Here is an 18,850-nt window from a genome sequence, read left to right as displayed (position 1 = left end):
TTCCCGATTACCCGATGCGCCCCATGGCGCGCAGGATGGTCTCGGCCTCGCCGTCGTAGACCTCGCGCTCGTCCTCGGGCGTGGGGCGGACCACCGGGGGCCATGCGCCGGGCTGCGGCTCCGCCCCCTTGCGCGCCTCGTCCGAAGGGTCGCGGTCGGCCATGACCGGGGTGGCGCGCACGTCCACGCCGGGGACCGGCGCGCTGAATTCGATGGGGATATTGTTGGGATCAAAGGAATAGACAGAGTGGATGAAGCCGTGGTCCACCACCTCGGAGCACCAGAACCCGGCCGCCTCCAGCCTGTCCCTGATCTCCCAGAGGTCGTCCTCGCCCGCCACCTCGAAGGAGACGTGGTCGAAGGCGCGGCGGCCCGTGACGGGCACGCCGTGGTCCTTCTCCTCGATGGGCAGGACGCCGGGCCACTCGAAGAAGGCGATCATGTCGTGCCCGGATATCTCCAGGAAATAGTGGCGATACCCCGGCCGCCCCAGCCCGGCCACCAGCCGCATGCCCAGCAGGTCGCGCCAGAAGCGAACCGTGCCGTCCATGTCGCCCGTGACCATGGCCAGGTGGTTGACGCCGGTGTAGGTCGGCACGGCTACTCCTTCCGCATACAGGGCTCGCCGCATTCCTCCAGGGCGCGCTCCTGCTGCCGCAGCTCGCGGCGCAGCTCGGCCTCGCGATGGCGGCGGACGGCGGTCTCGGTGTCGAGGAGCAGCGGCGGCACCGGGGAGGGCCTGCCGTTGTCGTCGAGCGAGACGTAGGTCAGGTATGCGGAGTTGGTGTGGCGGACCTCGCCGGTGCGCAGGTTCTCCGCCTCCACGCGCACGCCGATCTCCATGCTGGTCCGGCCCACGTGGTTCAGGCTGGCCTTGAAGATCAGGAGCTCGCCGATGTGGACCGGCTCCTTGAAGGCCATCCGGTCGATGGACACGGTGACCGTGTTGGAGCGGGAATGGCGCTTGGCCACCACGCCGCCCGCCGTGTCCACGTGGCGCAGGATCACGCCGCCGTGCAGGTTGCCCGCCGGGTTGGTGTCCTGCGGCATGACCAGGTGGGTCATTATCACTTCCGATTCCTTGGCGGATTTAGGCTGCATTCTATTGTTCTCCCCTGCTTTTTCCATATTGTACACGGGCCTCCCAAACCAGGCGGCCCACCTTGCGCCCCAGGTCGGCCTGGCGCGCCTTCATGAGCGCCTCGGCCGCCTCTGGGTCCCCCTGCTGCTTGAGCAGGGTGGCGGACTCCAAGTCGCGCAGGTGTTTCTCGCACTCGCGCACGAGGCTTGAAAGATTCAACGTCTCCAGCTCCCTGGGCACCCTGACCGAACGCACCTTCCGCGTCATGCCGCACCTCCCGCGTATTCATGGCGTCATACCGAATTGTTGACAGAGCGTGGCCCGCACTGTCAAGCGCACCGGGCCTGAACGAGGCGGGCCGGACCTAGTAAATCAAGGGCAGGACCCACGCCAGCCAGCCGGTCAGGATGGCGGCCCCGGCCAGGTTGAGGACGAGCCCGAGCAGGAGCATGACCCGGAGCGACGCGCCGCGCATCTCGCCGAAGGCCAGGGCGTTGGTGGTGGTGGCGATGGGGGTCATGAAGGCGCAGGTGGAGGCCAGGCTGACCCCGAGCATGAGGTGCAGGGGCGGCAGGCCGTGGGCCTTGGCCGCGGCGTAGGCGATGGTGAAGAAGGCCGCGACCACGGCGGTGTTGGACAGGACCTCGGTCAGGAAAATCACGGCCAGGATGGTGGCCAGAAAGAGGACGTGGGGAGAGAGGTCGCCCCGGAGCAGGGGCTCGGCCAGGGCCACGGCCCGCTCGTCCAGGCGCAGCCAGTGGACCATGGCGAAAAGACCGCCCAGGAGGATGATGAAGGCCAGCCCCCGGCGGGGCACGCCGGAGACCAGGTCGCGGACCCGCAGCAGCGGGCCCGAGGCGCGGGGCAGGGCCGGGGCCGGGCGGATAAAGAGCAGGTACAGGTACAGGACGGTGAAGGCCAGGCTGACCCAGGGCGCGACGCGGCCGAAGCCGGGCGCGACCTGCCCGGCCACGGCCTCCAGGACCCAGAAGCCCATGTAGGTCCAGAAGAGGCGGCCGCCGTAGCGCTGGCGGGCGTCCGCGCCCGAGGGGCCGTCCGGAGCGGCCGCAACCACCCGGACGCCGCGCGCGCTCCGGGGCAGCCCCAGCCCGGCGGCCACGCCCCAGGCCGCCAGCACGAACAGGGCCACCAGGGGCACGGACCAGAGGAACCAGTTGAAGAAGTTGAGCCGTTCGCGGCCGGGCACGTTGAAGAGGTCCAGGGCGGCGAAGAGCACGGCGTTGGCCGGGGAGCCGATCATGGAGCCCATCCCGCCGATGGCCGCGCCGTAGATGGCGGCGCACATCAGCACGGTGGTCATGCCGGACGCGCCACGGTCGGCGAAGTCCCGGTCCAGCCGCTTGAGCACGGGCAGGAGGGTGAGCACGGCGATGGTGTTGGGAATGAACGAGGATAGGACGGCGGCCGTGCCGATGACGTAGAGGAGCAGCAGCGGGGCGCTCCCCTTGCAGCGGCGCAGGGCCCAGTGGACGAACGCGTCGGTCAGCTTGGTCGCGGCCATGAGCCGATAGACCAGGTAGCCGCCGCAGAACAGCAGGATCAGCGGCAGCCGCCGCCAGGCGTAGGTGGTGATGTCGCCGAAGGATTCCAAAAAGCGCCCTCCCGTCCGGGTCGTCCATGCTCCGGCAATGGACCGTTTTCCCGGCCCGGTGTCAACTACTCGGGCAGGGCCGTCTCCACGCAGACCACGTAGCGGCTCCCCTCGCTGTTGTAGATGGAGCGCGTGATGAGCCGGACGGGCGCGCCGGTGAAGGGCGAGATGAACGGCTGGGTGACGAATTTCTCGTACCCCATGTCCAGATAGAGAAAATAGTCGTGCACCGAGTGGTCCACGCCCCTGGCCGAGCCGAGGAGGCTCGCGGAGATCGCCTTGGCCCCGCCCTCCGCATGGGGTCGGGAGGTGATCTGCAACCCCTTGTCGTTGAGCACGAAGACCGAGACCACCCCCCTGGTCACGCGGACCATGGCCCGGCAGGCGTCCTCGAACCGCGCCTCGCCCAGGCTGGCGAGGCGCGAGCAGACCGTGCCCACGGTGCGGAACATGGCCTGGAACTGCTCCTTGCGCTGCCGGACCATGCTGCGGCCCGCGAGCTTGTACTTGTCGTTCGCGGCCTGGATCTTGCGGGCGAAGGACTGGGCCTGGTCGCCCGCGCCGTCCCCGTCCTTGGAATAGTAGTAGCCCTGCTGGAGGTGCACCCCTGCGGAGAGCAGGCGGATGGACGCCTCCTCGCTCTCCACGCCCTGGCCCACGACCATGGCCCCCAGCCGTCCCGCGCTCTCCACCAGCCGCTTCAGGCCGTCCAGGTCCCTGCCAGGGCCGTAGAGCGCGGGACTGATTTTCAGGAAGGCGGGGCGGACGGCGCCGAGGATGTTCTCCAGCCCGTCGCCCGCGCCGCAGTTGTCCAGGCTGAGCTTGAAGCCCATTTCCCGGTACGCCTCGGCGAAGCGGACGACCTCCTTCCCCAGGGCCACGCGCAACGGCACCTCGACGACCACGTCGGCCAGGTCGAGGCCCATGTTGGTCACCTGGTGCTTGAGCACCTGGGTCTGCATGTCCACAAAGGGCAGGATGTCGGTGTTGACGTTCAGGAAGAGGAGCAGATCGCGATGGCTCCTATGAATGGGCTTGAACTGGGCCAGGGCCGTCTCGCGGCACAGCCGGTCCACGTTGATCTTGGTCTCCGGCGAAAGGCCGCAATGGAACAGGGCGGAGGGCTCCATCGAGGGGCCGCCTTCCTTGGCCCCGCCCCCGCGCGAGAACGCCTCGAAACCGACGATGGACCGCGCGGCCAGGGAGACCACGGGCTGGAAATAGGTTTGCACGTTCCGGGACTTGACGACATCCAGGACGGCTGCTTCGTCAACCAATATTGATTCTGTCATGAAATTCCGGCTCAAAGCCTAGGTTTAGCAAATACTGGCACGAATGTATCTTCCCGGCTTTATCCGGTCAACGACGAATAGCGGGCGCGGTCACCTCGCCGCTTTTGCCGGGGCGCCTTTGCCGCAGCGCAGACCTGGCGGCCAATAGCCTGGGATACCGAAGGATTACGGACAAATATTGACCGGGCTGCCGTTGCCGCCTTCCCTTGAGAAACCAAATCCGGTATACCTTGAGGTCCTTTTTCGTTCATCCATTTGCACGGGGTTCATCGTGGCCGAATTCGTCCATCTGCACGTCCATACCGAATACAGCCTGCTCGACGGCGCCATCCGCATCAAGGACCTGCTCTCCAGGTCCAAGGACCTGGGCATGCCCGCCGTGGCCATCACGGACCACGGCTCCATGTTCGGCGCGGTGGTCTTCTACATGGCCGCCATGGAGATGGGCATCAAGCCGATCATCGGATGCGAGGTGTACGTGGCCCCCGGCGACGTGGACGACGAGGGGGCCCACCTGCGCAAGGAGCAGGGCGGCGGCTTCCACCTCGTGCTCCTGGCCAAGAACCAGCGCGGGTACAAGAACCTCATCAAGCTGGTCTCCAAGGGCCACCTGGAGGGGTTCTACTACAAGCCGCGCATCAGCAAGTACCTGCTGACCCGGTATTCCGAGGGGCTCATCGCCCTGTCCGCCTGCCTGGCGGGCGAGGTGCCCCGCACCCTGATGAACGAGGGGCTGGACGCGGGCTGCGCCATGGCCCGGACCTATGCGGACATCTTTCCCGGCAACTTCTACCTGGAGCTCCAGGACAACGGCATCCGCAAGCAGCAGCGCCTCAACGACCTGCTCATCAAGTGCGCGGAGAAGACCGGCCTGCCCCTGGTGGCCACCAACGACTGCCACTACCTGACCGCCGAGGACTACGAGGCCCACGACACCCTGCTCTGCATCCAGACCCAGACCACCGTGGACGCGGAAAACCGCTTCCGCATGGACACCAAGGAGCTCTATTTCAAGACGCCCGAGGAGATGGAGCAGGCCTTCGCCCACGTGCCCGAGGCCATCGCCAACACCCAGCGCATCGCCGAGCGGTGCAACCTGGAGATCGAGCTCGGCAACTACTATTTCCCGGTCTACACCCTGCCCGAGGGCATCAAGAGCCTGGACGAGGAATTCGAACGCCTCTCCCGCGAAGGGCTGGAGCGGCGGCTGAAGTCCATCACCTACAAGGTAGACGAGGCGGTCTACCGCAAGCGGCTCGACTACGAGCTCGGCGTCATCAAGGAAATGGGCTTCCCGGCCTACTTCCTGATCGTCCAGGACTTCATCAACTGGGCCAAGGACCACCGCATCCCCGTGGGCCCCGGCCGAGGCTCGGCCGCCGGGTCCATCGTGGCCTGGTCGCTCAAGATCACCAACCTGGACCCCATCCCCTACGACCTGCTCTTCGAGCGCTTCCTCAACGTGGAGCGCGTCTCCATGCCCGATATCGACGTGGACTTCTGCGAGCGCCGCCGCCTGGAGGTGGTCAAGTACTGCGCCAGCAAGTACGGGGCGGACCACGTCTCCCAGATCACCACCTTCGGCACCATGAAGGCCAAGGCGGTCATCAAGGACGTGGGCCGGGCGCTCGGCATGTCCTTTGCCGAGACCGACCGCATCGCCAAGCTCATCCCGGACGACCCCGGCGTCATGGCCAAGCTGCTGGGCGTGGAAAAGGCCAAGATCACCGTGCCCAACGCGGTCAAGGCCGTGACCGAGCTCTCGGACATGGTGGCCACCGACCCGAGGGTGGAAAAGCTCATCGACATCTCCACGAGGCTGGAGGGGCTGTGCCGCCACGCCTCGACCCACGCGGCGGGCGTGGTCATCTCGGACAAGCCCATGGTCGAATACCTTCCGCTCTACAAGGGGAAGAAGGGCGAAATCGTGACCCAGTTCGACATGAAGAAGGTCGAGAAGGCCGGGCTTATCAAGTTCGACTTCCTGGGGCTTCGGACCATGACGGTCATCGAGGACTGCCTGGACATCATCCGCGAGCAGGGCAAGGAGGCCCCCAACCTGGACACCCTGGCCCTGGACGACCCCGCCACCTACGACATCTTCGCCAAGGGCGACACCGACGGCATCTTCCAGGTGGAATCCTCGGGCATGCGCAAGTACCTGCGGATGCTCCGCCCGGACCGCTTCGAGGACATCGTGGCCATGCTCGCCCTGTACCGGCCCGGCCCGCTGGGCATGATCGGCTCCAACGGCGTTTCCATGGTCGACGAGTTCATCATGCGCAAGCACGGGGACATCAAGGTCACCTATCCCCACCCCTCCCTGGAGGACACGCTGAAGCCCACCTACGGCGTCATGGTCTACCAGGAGCAGGTCATGGCCACGGCCATGGTCATCGCCAACTACTCGCTGGGCGAGGGCGACCTGCTGCGGCGCGCCATGGGCAAGAAGATCGCCGAGGAGATGGCCAAGCAGCGCTCCCGCTTCCTGGAAGGCTCGCGCGAGAACAAGATTCCGGACAAGACCGCCAACGAGATCTTCGACACCATGGAGAAGTTCGCGGCATACGGCTTCAACAAGTCCCACTCCGCCGCCTACGCGCTCATCTCCTACCACACCGCCTATCTCAAGGCCCACTTCCCGGTGGAGTTCATGGCCGCCCTCATGTCCACGGAAATGAACAACACCGAAAAGATCATCATGTACGTCAACACCTGCCGGGACCTGGACATCCCGGTGCGCCAGCCGAACATCAATGCGGGCCAGGCCCGCTTCTCGGTGCGCGACGGCGAAATCCTCTACGCCATGGCCGCCATCAAGAACGTGGGCGAGGAGGCCATCAACGAGATCGTGGCCGACCGCGAGGAAGGCGGCCCCTTCCGCGACATCTTCGACTTCTGCGAGCGCGTCAACCTGCGCCGCGTCACCAAGCGCGTCCTCGAATCCCTCATCAAGGCCGGGGCGCTGGACTGCTTCAACTGCTCCCGCGCCGCCCTCATGGAGGACCTGGACAAGGCCGTGGCCCTGGGCCAGAAAAAGGCCAAGGAAAAGGAGTCCGGCATGCTCAGCATGCTCGACATGCTCGGCGGCGGCGCGGCGGAGGAAACCGCCACGCTCACCTGCTCCTCCTGCGAGGAGTACGACGACCGCGAAAAGCTGGCCATGGAAAAGGAGGTGCTGGGCTTCTTCCTCTCCGGCCACCCCCTGCTCGCCTACCGGCCCGACTTCTCCCGGCTGCGCACCAGCACCCTGGAGGAATGCAAGACCATCCCCGGCGGCACCGAGGTCCGCCTGGCCGTCATCGTCCCGGACTTCAAGCGCTACGTCACCAAGACCGGCAAGCCCATGGCCTTCTGCACCGTGGAGGACCTGACCACCTCGGGCGAGGTCACCGTGCTGCCCAACCTCTTCGAGGAGGCCGAGGAATACCTCACCGCCGACCGCCCCCTGTTCATCCAGGGCAAGATCGACAGCCGCGAGGAGAACGGCCCGGAGGACGCGCCCAAGTCCGCCAAGATCCTGGCCGACAAGATCACCTACCTGGCCGACGCGGTCCTCGGCTCGGACCGGCCCGTGCCCCTCTGGATCGGCGAGAGCAACGCCACCGACGCCCACCTGCACGCCCTGCGGACCATCCTCCAGCGCTACCCCGGCAAGACCGGCGTCAACCTGGGCATCATCACCCGCGACTCGGTCATCACCCTCAAGCTCAGCCAGAAATGGCAGGTCTTTCCCAGCCGCGAGTTCTGGAAGGACATCGAAAAGTGGCAAAACGGCGACGCGGCCAGGTACCGCGCCGAGATGGACGCATAGACGGCTCCCCCTCCCCGTTTTTTCCCCGATCCCTCGTTTTTTGTCGGCTGGCTGACATACACCGCCCGCAAACGCCGATACGGAGGAGGGACGAGACCCTTTCTCCCGGCCCGGGGGACCGGCCCCGTCCCCCCGGCCCGCGCCGGGTCCTCGTTGCATGGGGTGCGATCGCGCGGCGCCCGTCCCGGGAACGCCGGGCGGGTTAGACCATTCCGGCCGCGTGTGCTATGCGCGTTGCCATACGGCCAACCATCGGGGGGAGCATGAAATTTTCCGGGGTCAATCTGCTGGACGAACTCGCGCGGGAGGACATGCACGAGCTGCGCGGCCTGATCGGGGCTCGCACGTTCCCCGGCGGGAGCATCATCTTCACGCCCGACACCGAGGAAAACCTCGTCTTCATCGTGTCGCGCGGGCGCGTGCGCATCTACCTGGCGTACGAGGACAAGGAATTCACCCTGGGCATCCTCAACCCCGGCGACGTCTATTCCACCCACTCCGACTGCTACGTCCAGGCCCTGGACGACGCCGAACTGCTCCTGACCAACGTCCGCTCGGTCAAGCGGATCATGGACACCATGCCCGACTTCACCCGGACCATGGTCCGGGTCCTCGGCCATATCCTCAAGAACTCCTTCCTCATCATCGGCGGCCTGGCCTTCAAGGACATCTACACCCGGCTCATGGAGTTTCTGCTCGCCGAGGCGCGGCATTCCGGCGTCAAGCGCGAGGACGGCGTGCTCGTCACCCTGGACCTGACCATAGAGCAACTGGCCCAGCTCATGGGGGCCACGCGCCAGACCGTATCCACCCTGCTCGGCGACATGGCCCGCGCGGGGCTGGTCCTGAAACAGGCGCGCAGGGTCTACCTCATCCCGGACATGGCCGCGCTGGAGAAGGCGGCCCTGGCGGATTCCTGATCCGCCCCGGACTTTTCCGCATTTCATACCCCGGTTGTCGGCCATCTGACATACGCAGCCTCCTCGTCCGCGTACATCTGGCGGGAAGAGAGCCTTTCTCTTCACCCACCGGGCTGGCGCGGTCCAATCCCCGGGACAACCATCCTTTGGAGGCACTATGGCGAAGGAACCGAAACCCATTGACGAGCTGACCATCTGGGACGACGCCAAGGCGATGATCCGCAAGGGCAGGGCCGAGGGCGTCGAGACCGTGCACGAACGGCTCGCGAAACAGACGCCCCACTGCAAATTCTGCGAACTGGGCACCACCTGCCGCAACTGCACCATGGGCCCGTGCCGCATCAGCGAGAAGAACCCGCGCGGCGTCTGCGGCGCGGACGCCGACGTGGTGGTGGCCCGCAACTTCGGCCGCTTCGTGACGGGCGGCGCGGCCGGACATTCCGACCACGGCCGCGACCTCATCGAGGTCCTGGAGGCCATCGTGGAGGGCGAGACCTCCGACTACCGCATCACCGACGAGGCCAAGCTGCGCCGCCTGGCCGCCGAGGTCGGCATCGAAACCGAGGGGCGCGAGACCATGGCGGTGGCCGAAGACCTGATGGAATGCTGCTTCGGGGACTTCGGGTCGCGCAAGAAGGCGGTGTCCTTTCTCGCCCGCGTGCCCAAGGTGCGGCGCGAAAAGTGGGAGAGGCTCGGCCTGACCCCGCGCGGCGTGGACCGCGAGATCGCCGAGATGATGCACCGCACCCACATGGGCTGCGACAACGACGCGCCCAACACCATGCTGCACGCGGCCCGGACCGCGCTGGCCGACGGCTGGGGCGGCTCCATGATCGGCACCGAGCTCTCCGACGTCATCTTCGGCACGCCCACGCCCAAGCGGTCCACGGCCAACCTCGCCGTCATCAAGAAGGAGAAGGTCAACATCCTGGTCCACGGCCACAACCCCGTGGTCTCGGAGATGATCCTGGCCGCCGCGCGCGAGCCGGACCTGACGGCCCGCGCCAGGGAGCTGGGGGCCGCCGGCATCAACGTGGCCGGCCTGTGCTGCACGGGCAACGAGCTGCTGATGCGCCAGGGCATCCCCATGGCGGGCAACCACCTGATGACCGAGCTGGCCATCCTCACCGGCGCGGTGGAGGCCGTGGTGGTGGACTACCAGTGCATCATGCCCAGCCTGGTCCAGATCGCGGGCTGCTACCACACCCGGTTCATCGACACCGCCGACAAGGCGCGCTTCACCGGGGCCATCCACTTCAGCTTCCATCCGAAAACGGCCATGCAACAGGCCCGCGAGATCGTGTCCCTGGCAGTGGAGGCCTTTGCCGAGCGCGACCCCGGCCGGGTGGAGATTCCCGGCGAACCCGTGGAGATCATGACCGGCTTCTCCAACGAGGCGGTCATCGAGGCCCTGGGCGGTTCCCTGACCCCGCTGGTCCAGGCCATCGCCGCGGGCGACGTCCGGGGCGCGGTGGGCATCGTGGGCTGCAACAACCCCAAGATCAAACAGGACTCCCTGAACGTTGGCCTGACCAGGGAGCTCATCAAGCGCGACATCCTCGTCCTGGTCACCGGCTGCGTGACCACGGCGGCGGGCAAGGCGGGCCTGCTGGTGCCCGAAGCCATCGAGCACGCCGGACCGGGCCTCAAAAAGGTCTGCGGCGCGCTGGGCATCCCGCCCGTTCTCCACTACGGCTCCTGCGTGGACAACGCCCGCATCCTCCAGCTCTGCGCCGCCCTGGCCAACGAGCTGAACGTGGACATCTCCGACCTGCCCGTGGGGGCGTCCTCGCCCGAATGGTACTCGGAAAAGGCGGCGGCCATCGGTCTTTATGCCGTGGCGTCGGGCATCTACACACACCTCGGCCATCCGCCGAACATCCTCGGGTCCGAGACGGTGACCAACCTCGCCGTCTCCGGCCTGGAGGACCTGGTCGGCGCGACGTTCTTCATCGAACCCGATCCGGTGAAGACGGCAGAGATGTTCGACGCGCGCATCAAGGCGAAGCGCAAGGCCCTCGGCCTCTGCGAATAGCCGACCCGAAGCCGGGGAGGCCCCGCAAGGGGCCTCCCTCCGGAATTCCCAACCACCGGAGGTGGAGACATGAAGATCGCACTGGCGGGCAAGGGCGGGGTGGGCAAGACTTCGCTGACCTCCTGGCTGGCCGACCGGCTGGCCCGGCAGGGGCGGGACGTCTGGATGGTGGACGCGGACACCGCGCTCTCCCTGGGCCAGGCCTCGGGCCTCGACCCGGCGGATCTGCCCGAGCCGCTCATCCGGCGCGGCGACCTGATCCGCGAGCGCATCCACGAGGGCGGGTTCCTGAACCTGAATCCGGAGGTGGACGACCTGCCGGAATCCCTGGCCGTGGACGCGCCCCTGGCCGGGCGGCCCGATCCCGGCGTCGCCCCCGGCCGCAAGCGGCTGCTGGTCATGGGCGCGGTGACCAACGCGGGCGGCGGCTGCGCCTGCGACGCCAACGCGCTGCTCAAGGCCCTGCTCGCCCATGTGGTCATGGACCGCGACGCCTGGGTCCTGGTGGACCTGGAGGCCGGAGTCGAGCACCTGGGCCGGGGCACAGTGGCCCACGTGGACGGCCTCGTCGTGGTCTCCGAGCCGAGTATGCGCAGCCTCCAGACCGGGGCCGAGATCGGCCGCATGGCCCGCGACCTCGGGCTCGACAACCAGCTCCTGGTCCTGAACCGGCACGCGGGCGGCCAGCCACCGGCCCTGGCAGGGCTGCCCGGCCGAGCCGTCTCCATACCGCCCCTGCCGGGACTCATGGAGCGCCAGATGACCGACGCCTCGGTCCTCGGCCTGCCCGAGTCCGATCAGCTCGACCAACTGGCCGACCGCATCCTCGGCATTCTCGGCGGCCCCGGCGGCGCGTAGGCAGCTCCCGGAGGCTTTGACGCGGCGGGGGGACAACGAGGACAGCTCCGGTCCGGACTAGACGACCCGGCCCCTTCCCGCCATTTGCATTCCGCCCCGGCCCGCTGTAGGGTTCCGGTCCCGGGCGGCCCCGCCCGCTTCACGCCATGCAAGGATACGTCAGCACCGGCACCGGCGTGCGCAAGGCCCGCGGCCGTCTCGTGGCCGGAGACGAGGAGGAATACGCCCGGCCGGCCGCCGTCCCGCAACCCGCATCCCGAGGATAGCCATGGATTCCCTCAACGACCTGAACGACCGCCACCGCCGCTTCGTCGAGGAACGGCACTGGCAGAAACACCAGACCCCCAAGAACCTGGTCATGGCCCTCACCGCCGAGGTGGGCGAGCTCAACGAGCTCTTCATGTGGCTCACGCCCGACGAAAGCCGCTCCCCGGACGCCGCGCACCGCCAGGCCATGGGCGAGGAAATGGCCGACGTGCTCATCTACCTCGTCCGCCTGGCCGACGAACTGGGCATCGACCTGGTTGCGGCCGCCCACGCAAAATGCGACAAGAACGACGGGAAGTACCCCAAAGAGGCCTTCCAGGACGAACCCCTGCGCCCGCACGAATACAAGGAGCGATAACCATGTCCGGCAAATGGCGGCTGACCGTCACCCAGGATTTCTCCGCCTCGCACCAACTGCGCAACTACGGCGGCAAATGCGAGCAGATGCACGGCCACAACTTCGGCGTCGAGGTCGTGGTCGAAGGCTCGGAACTTGAAGAAAAAGTCCAGTATCTCATGGACTTCAAGGTGCTCAAGCGCCTCACCGGCGAGGTCCTCGACAAGCTCGACCACCACCACCTCAACGAGGTGGACTGCTTCGCCGAGATCAACCCGTCCTCCGAAAACCTGGCCATGTACATCTACCGCCAGCTCAAGGGCAGACTCCCGGGAAACGTCCGCCTCGTCGAGGTCTCGGTCTCCGAAAAGTCCTCCTCCAAGGCCACCTACTGGGAAGACTGATGGCCCGGCGCAGACAGGTCCCGCGCGACCCCAACGAGCCGTCCTACGGCAAGATCATGACCGGCATGCTCATCCCCAAGGACGCGCGCTCCAACCCCCGGCGCGTCCTCAGCGGCGTCGCCTTCATCGTCTTCGTCGCCTTCTTCCTCATCGCCGCCCTGGGCCGGGGCTGTCGGCACGACGCCCCGCCCGCCGCGCCCGACACCCGGCCGGCAACCTCCACCACCTCCGGGGCCTGACCGCACCCATGCGAATCCTCCTCCAGCGCGTCACCCGAGCCAGCGTCGCCGTGGACGACCGGACCGTTGGCCAAATCGACACCGGCATCCTCGCCCTCGTCGGTTTCGGCCAGACCGACACCCCCGCCCTGCCCGACTCCCCGGCCTGGCCGAAGATGCTTGACAAACTCCTCAACCTGCGCATCTTCCCGGACGACCAGTCCAGCTTCAACCGCTCCCTCCTCGACATGCGCGGCGACCTCCTTCTCGTCTCCCAGTTCACCCTCTACGCCGAGTGCAAAAAAGGCCGCCGCCCCTCCTTCTCCACAGCCTGCCCGCCCGATACCGCGCTCCAACTCTTCAACCGCTTCGTCGCCGACGCAAAATCCCGGGCCCCGGCGCACGTCGCCACCGGCACCTTCGGCGCGGAAATGCACCTCGACCTCACCAACTGGGGCCCCGTCACCATTCTGCTGGACTCCGAGCAGATGTAGCGTTCGGGAAAGCCTCCGGGGCAACCAGGCCGACGGCCAATGCCTTCGCGACTTGTCCGCGCTACAACAAGCTGTAATATCATCACGTTTTCAGCGCCCCCCCTCCACATGCCGGCGTTCCGCCGGGCGGCATGGCTGCTGCAAACAATCGCCCGCCGATCAGTTTTTGAACTCCGATGGATTTTCCGGCAGACGGCGGAGGAGCCATAGCCGAGGGCGCCTGCCGTATCCCTTATGCCGGGATGTCGCATGACCAACCGCTCTGGGATTTCCCTTTTTCCTCGGTCAAGCCGTCTTTCCCATGTGGCGGCGTCCTCCCGTTGTGAAGATTGAGTGTGAGGGCAACGCGCATTTTGGGAATCCCTGGCAACCTGGCGTGTTCAGTTTGAAAGCACCACCTGCGTTCACGACAAAAGAGGCCCGGACCATTCCGGTCCGGGCCTCCCCAATTACGCCGTAGTAAACAACGCCTAGCGCGGCGTCACGTCCTTGAACGCGTTGCCGGTGGCGGCCCTGACCGGAACCGGGGCGTAGTCGGACCGGGTGAAGTCGAGCTTGTTGAGGTCGATGACCCGCAGGGTCTGGTCCTGGTAGTCCGCAAAATACAGCACGCGGCGGGTCAGGTCGTAGATGTTGCTCCACTGCGTGTAGTCGGCCATCTCGCCCTGGGGCGCCTTGTCGCGGCTCACGCCCCGCGGCACGTAGACCTGCTCCAGCAGGCGGCGGGCCAGGACAATGGCCTCGTCCGCCGTCTCCGGCTGGTAGGCGAACTGGCGCAGCACCGCGACCCGCACGAAGCGCGACGGCGGCGTGCAGTCGCCCGGCAGGCCGAGCATGCCCGAGCCGTTGCCCGTGCCGTGCACGGACTGGCCGTCGAGCTGGAGGTCCTCCCGCACCCACGGGGAAAGGTTCACGTAGTTGCGCAGGTTGGCCCGCTGCATGGGCAGCGGCGGCTCGTTGGTCATGATGCCCAGCGGGTTGTCGTAGACGTTCAGCTTGCCGTCGACCCATTCGGCCACCATGCTGTCGCCCTTGGCGTCGTGCACCGCCACGTGGATGGTCAGGGTTCCGCCCAGGCCGGGCAGGGAGTCGCCCCAGACCAGCACGTCTTGCAGGGCGCGCTTGACCTCCGCCACGGTGGAGAAGTTGCCGAGAATCCAGTCGGGCACCAGCGAGGCGGCCAGGGCCTTGGATTCCCGGCCCTTGGGCACGGCCTGGAAACCCACGGAGGGCAGCCACAGGAACTTGGCCGAGAGCCCCTTTTCATTCATGCCGTCGGAGGAGACCTCCAGGCCAAGAGCCGAGAAACCGACAAAGCCGTAGCGCTGTTTCCAGCTCAACCCCTTGGCCTTGCCGGGGGCCTCGGAGGCCCACTCTTTTCCTCGGGGATAGACGACGACCTCGGCCTGATCCTCAATGGCGAAGTCCATGGAGCGGGCATCGAGCACGGTGCCGTCCTTGGCCTTGACCACGAAGTCGGAACAAGCGGTTGCCGGAACGGACACGAACAGGACGGCCAGAATAAGCATGATGATGCAAAAGGGCATGATGTCTCCTTGTATGAGGTGTGGTCGGCATGGTGCGCCAATCGACCGATGGAGCAAGGCTACGCCGCCCGGCATGTCATGTCGACACTCGGGAAGCGAAGATTTCGGGAAAAGGCGGGCCTATTGGGCGGGGGTCTTCTTCTTGAGCAGCGGCTTGCTGATGCCGAACCGGGCCAGGACGTCCTTCATGGGGCCGGTGGACGCCGGGGTGCCGTGGTGCAGGACCTGGACGCGGTACCAGGTCGAGCCGCCGACGTCGCCCGAGGCGATGCCGGTGCGCAGCCCCGCTCCCACCAGCCTGGCGGACAGGGCGTCGGCCATCTCCGCCTTGCGGAACGACGCCACCTGGTAGACGTAGTCGAAGACCGGCTCGCCCGGCTTGGCGGCCTCGGGCTGGAACGCGGCCGGTTTCTCGGCCGCGTTCGCCTCGGCGGCCGGGGCGGGCTTGGGCGCGGGCTTGGGTTCAGGCTTGGGCGCGGGCTTGGGCGCGGGCGCGGCGGGAGCGGCGCGGTCGGGCTGGGCCTTGAGCCGGTCGGGATAGCCCAGCTCCTCGGCCTTGAGGATCTCGGGCTTGGCCGGTTCCTCGGTGAGCTGGCCGTGCTCCTTGGTGGGCATGAGCTCGCCCAGGCGCGGCACGTCGGACTCGGGCCGGTAGCCCCGGCCGATGAGGATGCCCATGACGAAGAAGAAGGACAGCGCCAGGATGCCGGACCCCACCGCGCTTATCATGGCGGGCAGGGACAGGGTGAAGGTGAAGGTCTTGGCCTTGATGGGAGGCTTCTTGACCTTGATCTTGGAGGCGCTTTCCTCGGCCATGGTTTTCCCTACATGGAGTCCGGGGCGCTCACGCCGAGCAGCCCCAGGCCGTTTTTGAGCACGTCGGCCACGCAGCCGAGCAGGGCGAGACGGGCGGCGGCCACGTCCTCGCCGGCCGAAAGGACATGGCAATTGGTATAGTATCTGTGCAGCGTCGAGGCAAGCTCCTGGAGATACATGCTGATGAGGTGCGGCGACTGGGTGCGCGCGGCGCTCTCCACGTAGTCCGGGTACTGGTCGAGCAGCCGGAGCAGCTCCATGTCGTGTTCGGTGTCGAGGGGGGCCAGCGCGGCGGGCGTGTCCTCGGCCGCGCGGGTTCCGGCCTCCTCGGCCTTTTTCTGGAGCGAGCGGATGCGGGCGTAGGCGTACTGCACATAGTAGACCGGGTTGTCCATGGACTGCTGCTTGACCAGCTCCAGGTCGAAGTCGAGCTTGGAGTCGGACTTGCGGGACAGGAACATGAAGCGGGAGGCGTCGGACCCGACCTCGTCCACCACGTCCTTGAGGGTCTCGAACTGGCCCGCGCGGGTGGACATGGCGATGGGCTCGCCGTTCTTGAGCAGGTTGACCAGGTTGACCAGGATGACGGCCAGGCCGCCCTTTTTGCCCAGGGCCTCGCAGGCGGCCATCATGCGCGGCACGTAGCCGTGATGGTCCGCGCCCCAGATGTCCACCACCAGGTCAAAGCCGCGTTTGAACTTGTTGTCGTGGTAGGCGATGTCCGAGGCGAAATAGGTGGTGTCGCCGTTGCTCTTGCGCAGGACGCGGTCCTTGTCGTCGCCGAGCTGGGTGGAGCGGAACCAGAACGCGCCGTCCGCCTCGTAGCCCATGCCCGACGCCGTGAGGTCGGCGAAGGTCTCCTCGACCTTGCCGTCCGCCACCAGGGACTTCTCCGAGAACCAGACGTCGTGGCGCACGCCGAAGGCGGCCAGGTCGTCCTTGATGCCCTGGAGGATGTCGTTCATGCCGTACACCTTGCAGACCTCCATGGCCTCGGCCTCGGGCAGGTCGAGCAGGCCGGGGTTCAGGGCCATGCAGGCGCGGGCGATGTCGATGATGTACTCGCCGCGGTAGTAGTCCTCGGGCTCGGCCGGGTTCTTGCCGCCCAGCTCGCGGGCGCGGTAGAGGATGGAGTTGCCCAGGATGTTCATCTGGCGCCCGGCGTCGTTGATGTAGTACTCGGCCTCGACGTCGTACCCGGCCTTCTCCATGATGCGGACCAGGGAGTCGCCCAGGGCCGCGCCCCGGCCGTGGCCGATGTGCAGCGGGCCGGTGGGGTTGGCGGAGACGTACTCCACCTGCACCCGGGTGCCGTTGCCCAGGGTGGAGTCGCCGTAGGCCTCGCCCGCCTCGCGGATGACGCCCACGGTCTTGCGCCAGAACGAGGGCGCGAAGGTGAAATTCAGGAAACCCGGACCGGCGATGTCGATCTTCTCGAAAAGCGCGTCGGCGGAAAGCGCTGCGGCGAGGTCCTCGGCGATGGCGCGCGGGGCTTTCTTCGCCTCCTTGGCCAGCAGCATGGCCACGTTGGCGGACATGTCGCCGAACCGCTTGTCCTTGGGCGGCTCGATGACGGCCTTTTCCGGCCAGGCCCAGCCCTTGTCGGCCAGCGCGGCCCTCAATGCCTCTTCCAGGTGTTGCTTCGCTCTCATCTGCTTTGTCGCTCCTTGCACGAACCTTGTGGAGGGCCCATTAGCATGTTTGCCCGCGCAATCCAAGCGCCGAGAGGGGCCCTTTCCCGGCGGCCCGTCTCTTTTCTTCAAACCCGGTCCGTTGTGTGGTATGCAGGAGGCAAGGAGACGGCCATGAGCAGTGAAAAGCGGCGCGGAACGCGCGTCAAGGCGGATTTCGAGGCCTACGTCACCGTGGGCGACGTGGTCATTCCCGTATCCACCCGCAACCTGAGCCTCAAGGGCGCGCTGCTCGACGGATGCGAGGACTGCCTGATGGGCACGGCCTGCGAGCTGAACATTCCGCTGGCGCCCGGCCTGCGCATCGTGGTGGAGGGCGAGGTGGTCCGGGTCGGGGAGAGCGGCGTGGGCATGGTCTTCAAGGAGATGGATGACCTGAGCTTCGCCACCCTGCACCGGCTGGTCCAGCTCAATGCCGACGACCCCGAGGCCATCGACGAGGAGCTGGGCCGCTTCCCCGGCGTCGACGGGTAGCGGGGCGCGTTTTCGGCGTCGGCCGCTAGGACCGCTGCTCCGCCGGGGCCGCCGGGGTCGCCGGGGTCTCGCCCCCGCCCGACCGGCCCAGGGCCAGGGTGCCGGCCACGATGAGCAGCCCGCCGCCGATGGTCCACATATCCGGGATTTCCCCCAGGAACATCGCGCCCCACAGGGCGGCGAAGACCACCTCCAGGCAGGTCACCGAACTGATGCGCGCGGCCGAGTCCTTGGCGTAGCCCACGGTCATGTAGTATTGGCCCGCGTTCATGAATCCGGCCACGCCCAGGAGCATCAGCCATTCCCCCCAGTCGGGCGCCACCCAGTCGGCCGCGAAGAGCGGGCAGGCCAGACAGATTATCATGGGCGGGTAGAGGATGATGACGGCCGGATGCTCGGTGGCGGCCAGGGAGCGCACCGCCATGATGGCCACGGCGGTTAAGGCCACGCTGAGCAGGGCCACGCCCAGAGCCACGGAATCCAGTTCCGGCCCGGCCCCGCCGAAGAGGAAGCCGGGGTGGCAGACCAGGACCACGCCCGACAGGCTGACCATGATCGAGACGAGCGCCCCCGCGCTCAATTTCTCGCGCAGGACGAACCAGGCCGCCAGGGCGACCACCGCCGGGTGGGTGAAGATGATGACCGTGGCGTCGGCCAGCGGCAGGTGGACGATGGCGTAGAACTCGGCCAGGAGCGAGAGGAACCCGAACAGCCCGCGCGTGAACAGGGTCCACCGCCGGTTGCCGAGCATGCCCACCCCGGCCCGGCGCACGATGGCCCAGCAAAAGACGATGCCCACCAGGCCGCGCACGAAGAGAATCTCCGTGGTGGGGATGCGGCTGCCCGCCAGCTTGACGCAGAGCGAGCCGACGGAAAAGAGGAAGGTGCCGAGCAGCATGACGCGCATGCCGGGGGTGAGCCAGTTTCGCATCGGCGCAATCTAGGCCCGCGCCCCGGCCCGCACAAGCCCTTTCTTCGCGCACAAGTGCT

General features: G+C 67.0%; 18 protein-coding genes. 9 read left to right on the top strand and 9 right to left on the bottom strand.

Annotated elements, in window-relative coordinates; translation table 11 throughout:
* Positions 1 to 7: 7 nt before the first annotated feature.
* From PHP91_RS02840 to PHP91_RS02820, 5 genes are all read right to left on the bottom strand, one after another.
* Entirely contained in the window at positions 8 to 598 is a 591-nt protein-coding gene (locus PHP91_RS02840; protein WP_300136561.1) for a VOC family protein, read from the bottom strand.
* 2 nt (positions 599 to 600) lie between these two features.
* Positions 601 to 1,101, bottom strand: coding sequence for an acyl-CoA thioesterase (locus PHP91_RS02835; protein WP_300136559.1), 501 nt, complete (start codon positions 1,099 to 1,101; stop codon positions 601 to 603).
* Between the two features lies 1 nt (position 1,102).
* A complete protein-coding gene (locus PHP91_RS02830) occupies positions 1,103 to 1,348 on the bottom strand; it encodes a hypothetical protein (protein ID WP_300136557.1) in 246 nt (81 codons plus the stop codon).
* A gap of 97 nt (positions 1,349 to 1,445) precedes the next feature.
* Entirely contained in the window at positions 1,446 to 2,693 is a 1,248-nt protein-coding gene (locus PHP91_RS02825; protein ID WP_300136554.1) for an SLC13 family permease, read from the bottom strand.
* Positions 2,694 to 2,758: 65 nt separating this feature from the next.
* Positions 2,759 to 3,970, bottom strand: coding sequence for an EAL domain-containing protein (locus PHP91_RS02820; protein ID WP_300136551.1), 1,212 nt, complete (start codon positions 3,968 to 3,970; stop codon positions 2,759 to 2,761).
* 286 nt (positions 3,971 to 4,256) lie between these two features.
* Here PHP91_RS02820 and dnaE point away from each other — a divergent pair, with 286 nt between their 5' ends.
* From dnaE to dtd, 8 genes are all read left to right on the top strand, one after another.
* Complete coding sequence (dnaE, locus tag PHP91_RS02815; protein WP_300136548.1) at positions 4,257 to 7,799, top strand: DNA polymerase III subunit alpha; 3,543 nt, start codon at positions 4,257 to 4,259, stop codon at positions 7,797 to 7,799.
* Between the two features lie 263 nt (positions 7,800 to 8,062).
* On the top strand, positions 8,063 to 8,719 hold the full coding sequence (locus PHP91_RS02810) for a Crp/Fnr family transcriptional regulator (protein ID WP_300136545.1): 657 nt from the start codon (positions 8,063 to 8,065) through the stop codon (positions 8,717 to 8,719).
* 157 nt (positions 8,720 to 8,876) lie between these two features.
* Positions 8,877 to 10,754 carry an anaerobic carbon-monoxide dehydrogenase catalytic subunit gene (cooS, locus tag PHP91_RS02805; protein ID WP_300136542.1) on the top strand — a complete coding sequence of 626 codons (1,878 nt, stop codon included), beginning with the start codon at positions 8,877 to 8,879 and terminating at the stop codon, positions 10,752 to 10,754.
* 69 nt (positions 10,755 to 10,823) lie between these two features.
* Positions 10,824 to 11,612: an ArsA-related P-loop ATPase gene (locus tag PHP91_RS02800; RefSeq protein WP_300136538.1), complete on the top strand. Its 789-nt coding sequence runs from the start codon at positions 10,824 to 10,826 to the stop codon at positions 11,610 to 11,612.
* A gap of 268 nt (positions 11,613 to 11,880) precedes the next feature.
* Entirely contained in the window at positions 11,881 to 12,237 is a 357-nt protein-coding gene (locus tag PHP91_RS02795; RefSeq protein ID WP_300136535.1) for a nucleotide pyrophosphohydrolase, read from the top strand.
* A 2-nt stretch (positions 12,238 to 12,239) separates the two neighbouring features.
* The gene (gene queD, locus PHP91_RS02790; protein ID WP_300136532.1) at positions 12,240 to 12,620 is read left to right on the top strand and encodes a 6-carboxytetrahydropterin synthase QueD; all 381 of its coding nucleotides are present in this window, start codon (positions 12,240 to 12,242) and stop codon (positions 12,618 to 12,620) included.
* Complete coding sequence (locus tag PHP91_RS02785; RefSeq protein ID WP_300136529.1) at positions 12,620 to 12,859, top strand: hypothetical protein; 240 nt, start codon at positions 12,620 to 12,622, stop codon at positions 12,857 to 12,859. Before queD ends, PHP91_RS02785 begins: the two co-directional genes overlap by 1 nt.
* Before the next feature lie 8 nt (positions 12,860 to 12,867).
* Positions 12,868 to 13,332, top strand: a complete 465-nt coding sequence (gene dtd / locus PHP91_RS02780) for a D-aminoacyl-tRNA deacylase (RefSeq protein WP_300136526.1) — start codon at positions 12,868 to 12,870, stop codon at positions 13,330 to 13,332.
* Between the two features lie 470 nt (positions 13,333 to 13,802).
* On the opposite strand, the gene PHP91_RS02775 is transcribed toward dtd, so the two are convergent.
* The 3 genes from PHP91_RS02775 to argS form a co-directional block, all read right to left on the bottom strand.
* Positions 13,803 to 14,879: a choloylglycine hydrolase family protein gene (locus PHP91_RS02775; RefSeq protein WP_300136523.1), complete on the bottom strand. Its 1,077-nt coding sequence runs from the start codon at positions 14,877 to 14,879 to the stop codon at positions 13,803 to 13,805.
* Between the two features lie 120 nt (positions 14,880 to 14,999).
* Entirely contained in the window at positions 15,000 to 15,695 is a 696-nt protein-coding gene (locus tag PHP91_RS02770; protein ID WP_300136520.1) for an SPOR domain-containing protein, read from the bottom strand.
* 8 nt (positions 15,696 to 15,703) lie between these two features.
* Positions 15,704 to 17,347: an arginine--tRNA ligase gene (gene argS / locus PHP91_RS02765; RefSeq protein ID WP_300136517.1), complete on the bottom strand. Its 1,644-nt coding sequence runs from the start codon at positions 17,345 to 17,347 to the stop codon at positions 15,704 to 15,706.
* 153 nt (positions 17,348 to 17,500) lie between these two features.
* Between argS and PHP91_RS02760 the strand changes: the two genes are divergently transcribed.
* Entirely contained in the window at positions 17,501 to 17,860 is a 360-nt protein-coding gene (locus PHP91_RS02760; RefSeq protein WP_300136514.1) for a PilZ domain-containing protein, read from the top strand.
* Between the two features lie 25 nt (positions 17,861 to 17,885).
* Here the strand turns inward: PHP91_RS02760 and PHP91_RS02755 are convergent, their stop codons facing one another.
* The gene (locus PHP91_RS02755; RefSeq protein WP_300136511.1) at positions 17,886 to 18,791 is read right to left on the bottom strand and encodes a DMT family transporter; all 906 of its coding nucleotides are present in this window, start codon (positions 18,789 to 18,791) and stop codon (positions 17,886 to 17,888) included.
* Positions 18,792 to 18,850 lie beyond the last annotated feature (59 nt).

The sequence above is a fragment of the Pseudodesulfovibrio sp. genome (assembly GCF_028692895.1).
Lineage (GTDB): Bacteria > Desulfobacterota > Desulfovibrionia > Desulfovibrionales > Desulfovibrionaceae > Pseudodesulfovibrio.
The sequence above is the reverse complement of the archived record's forward strand: the minus strand, read 5'-3'. Positions and strand labels throughout refer to the sequence as shown.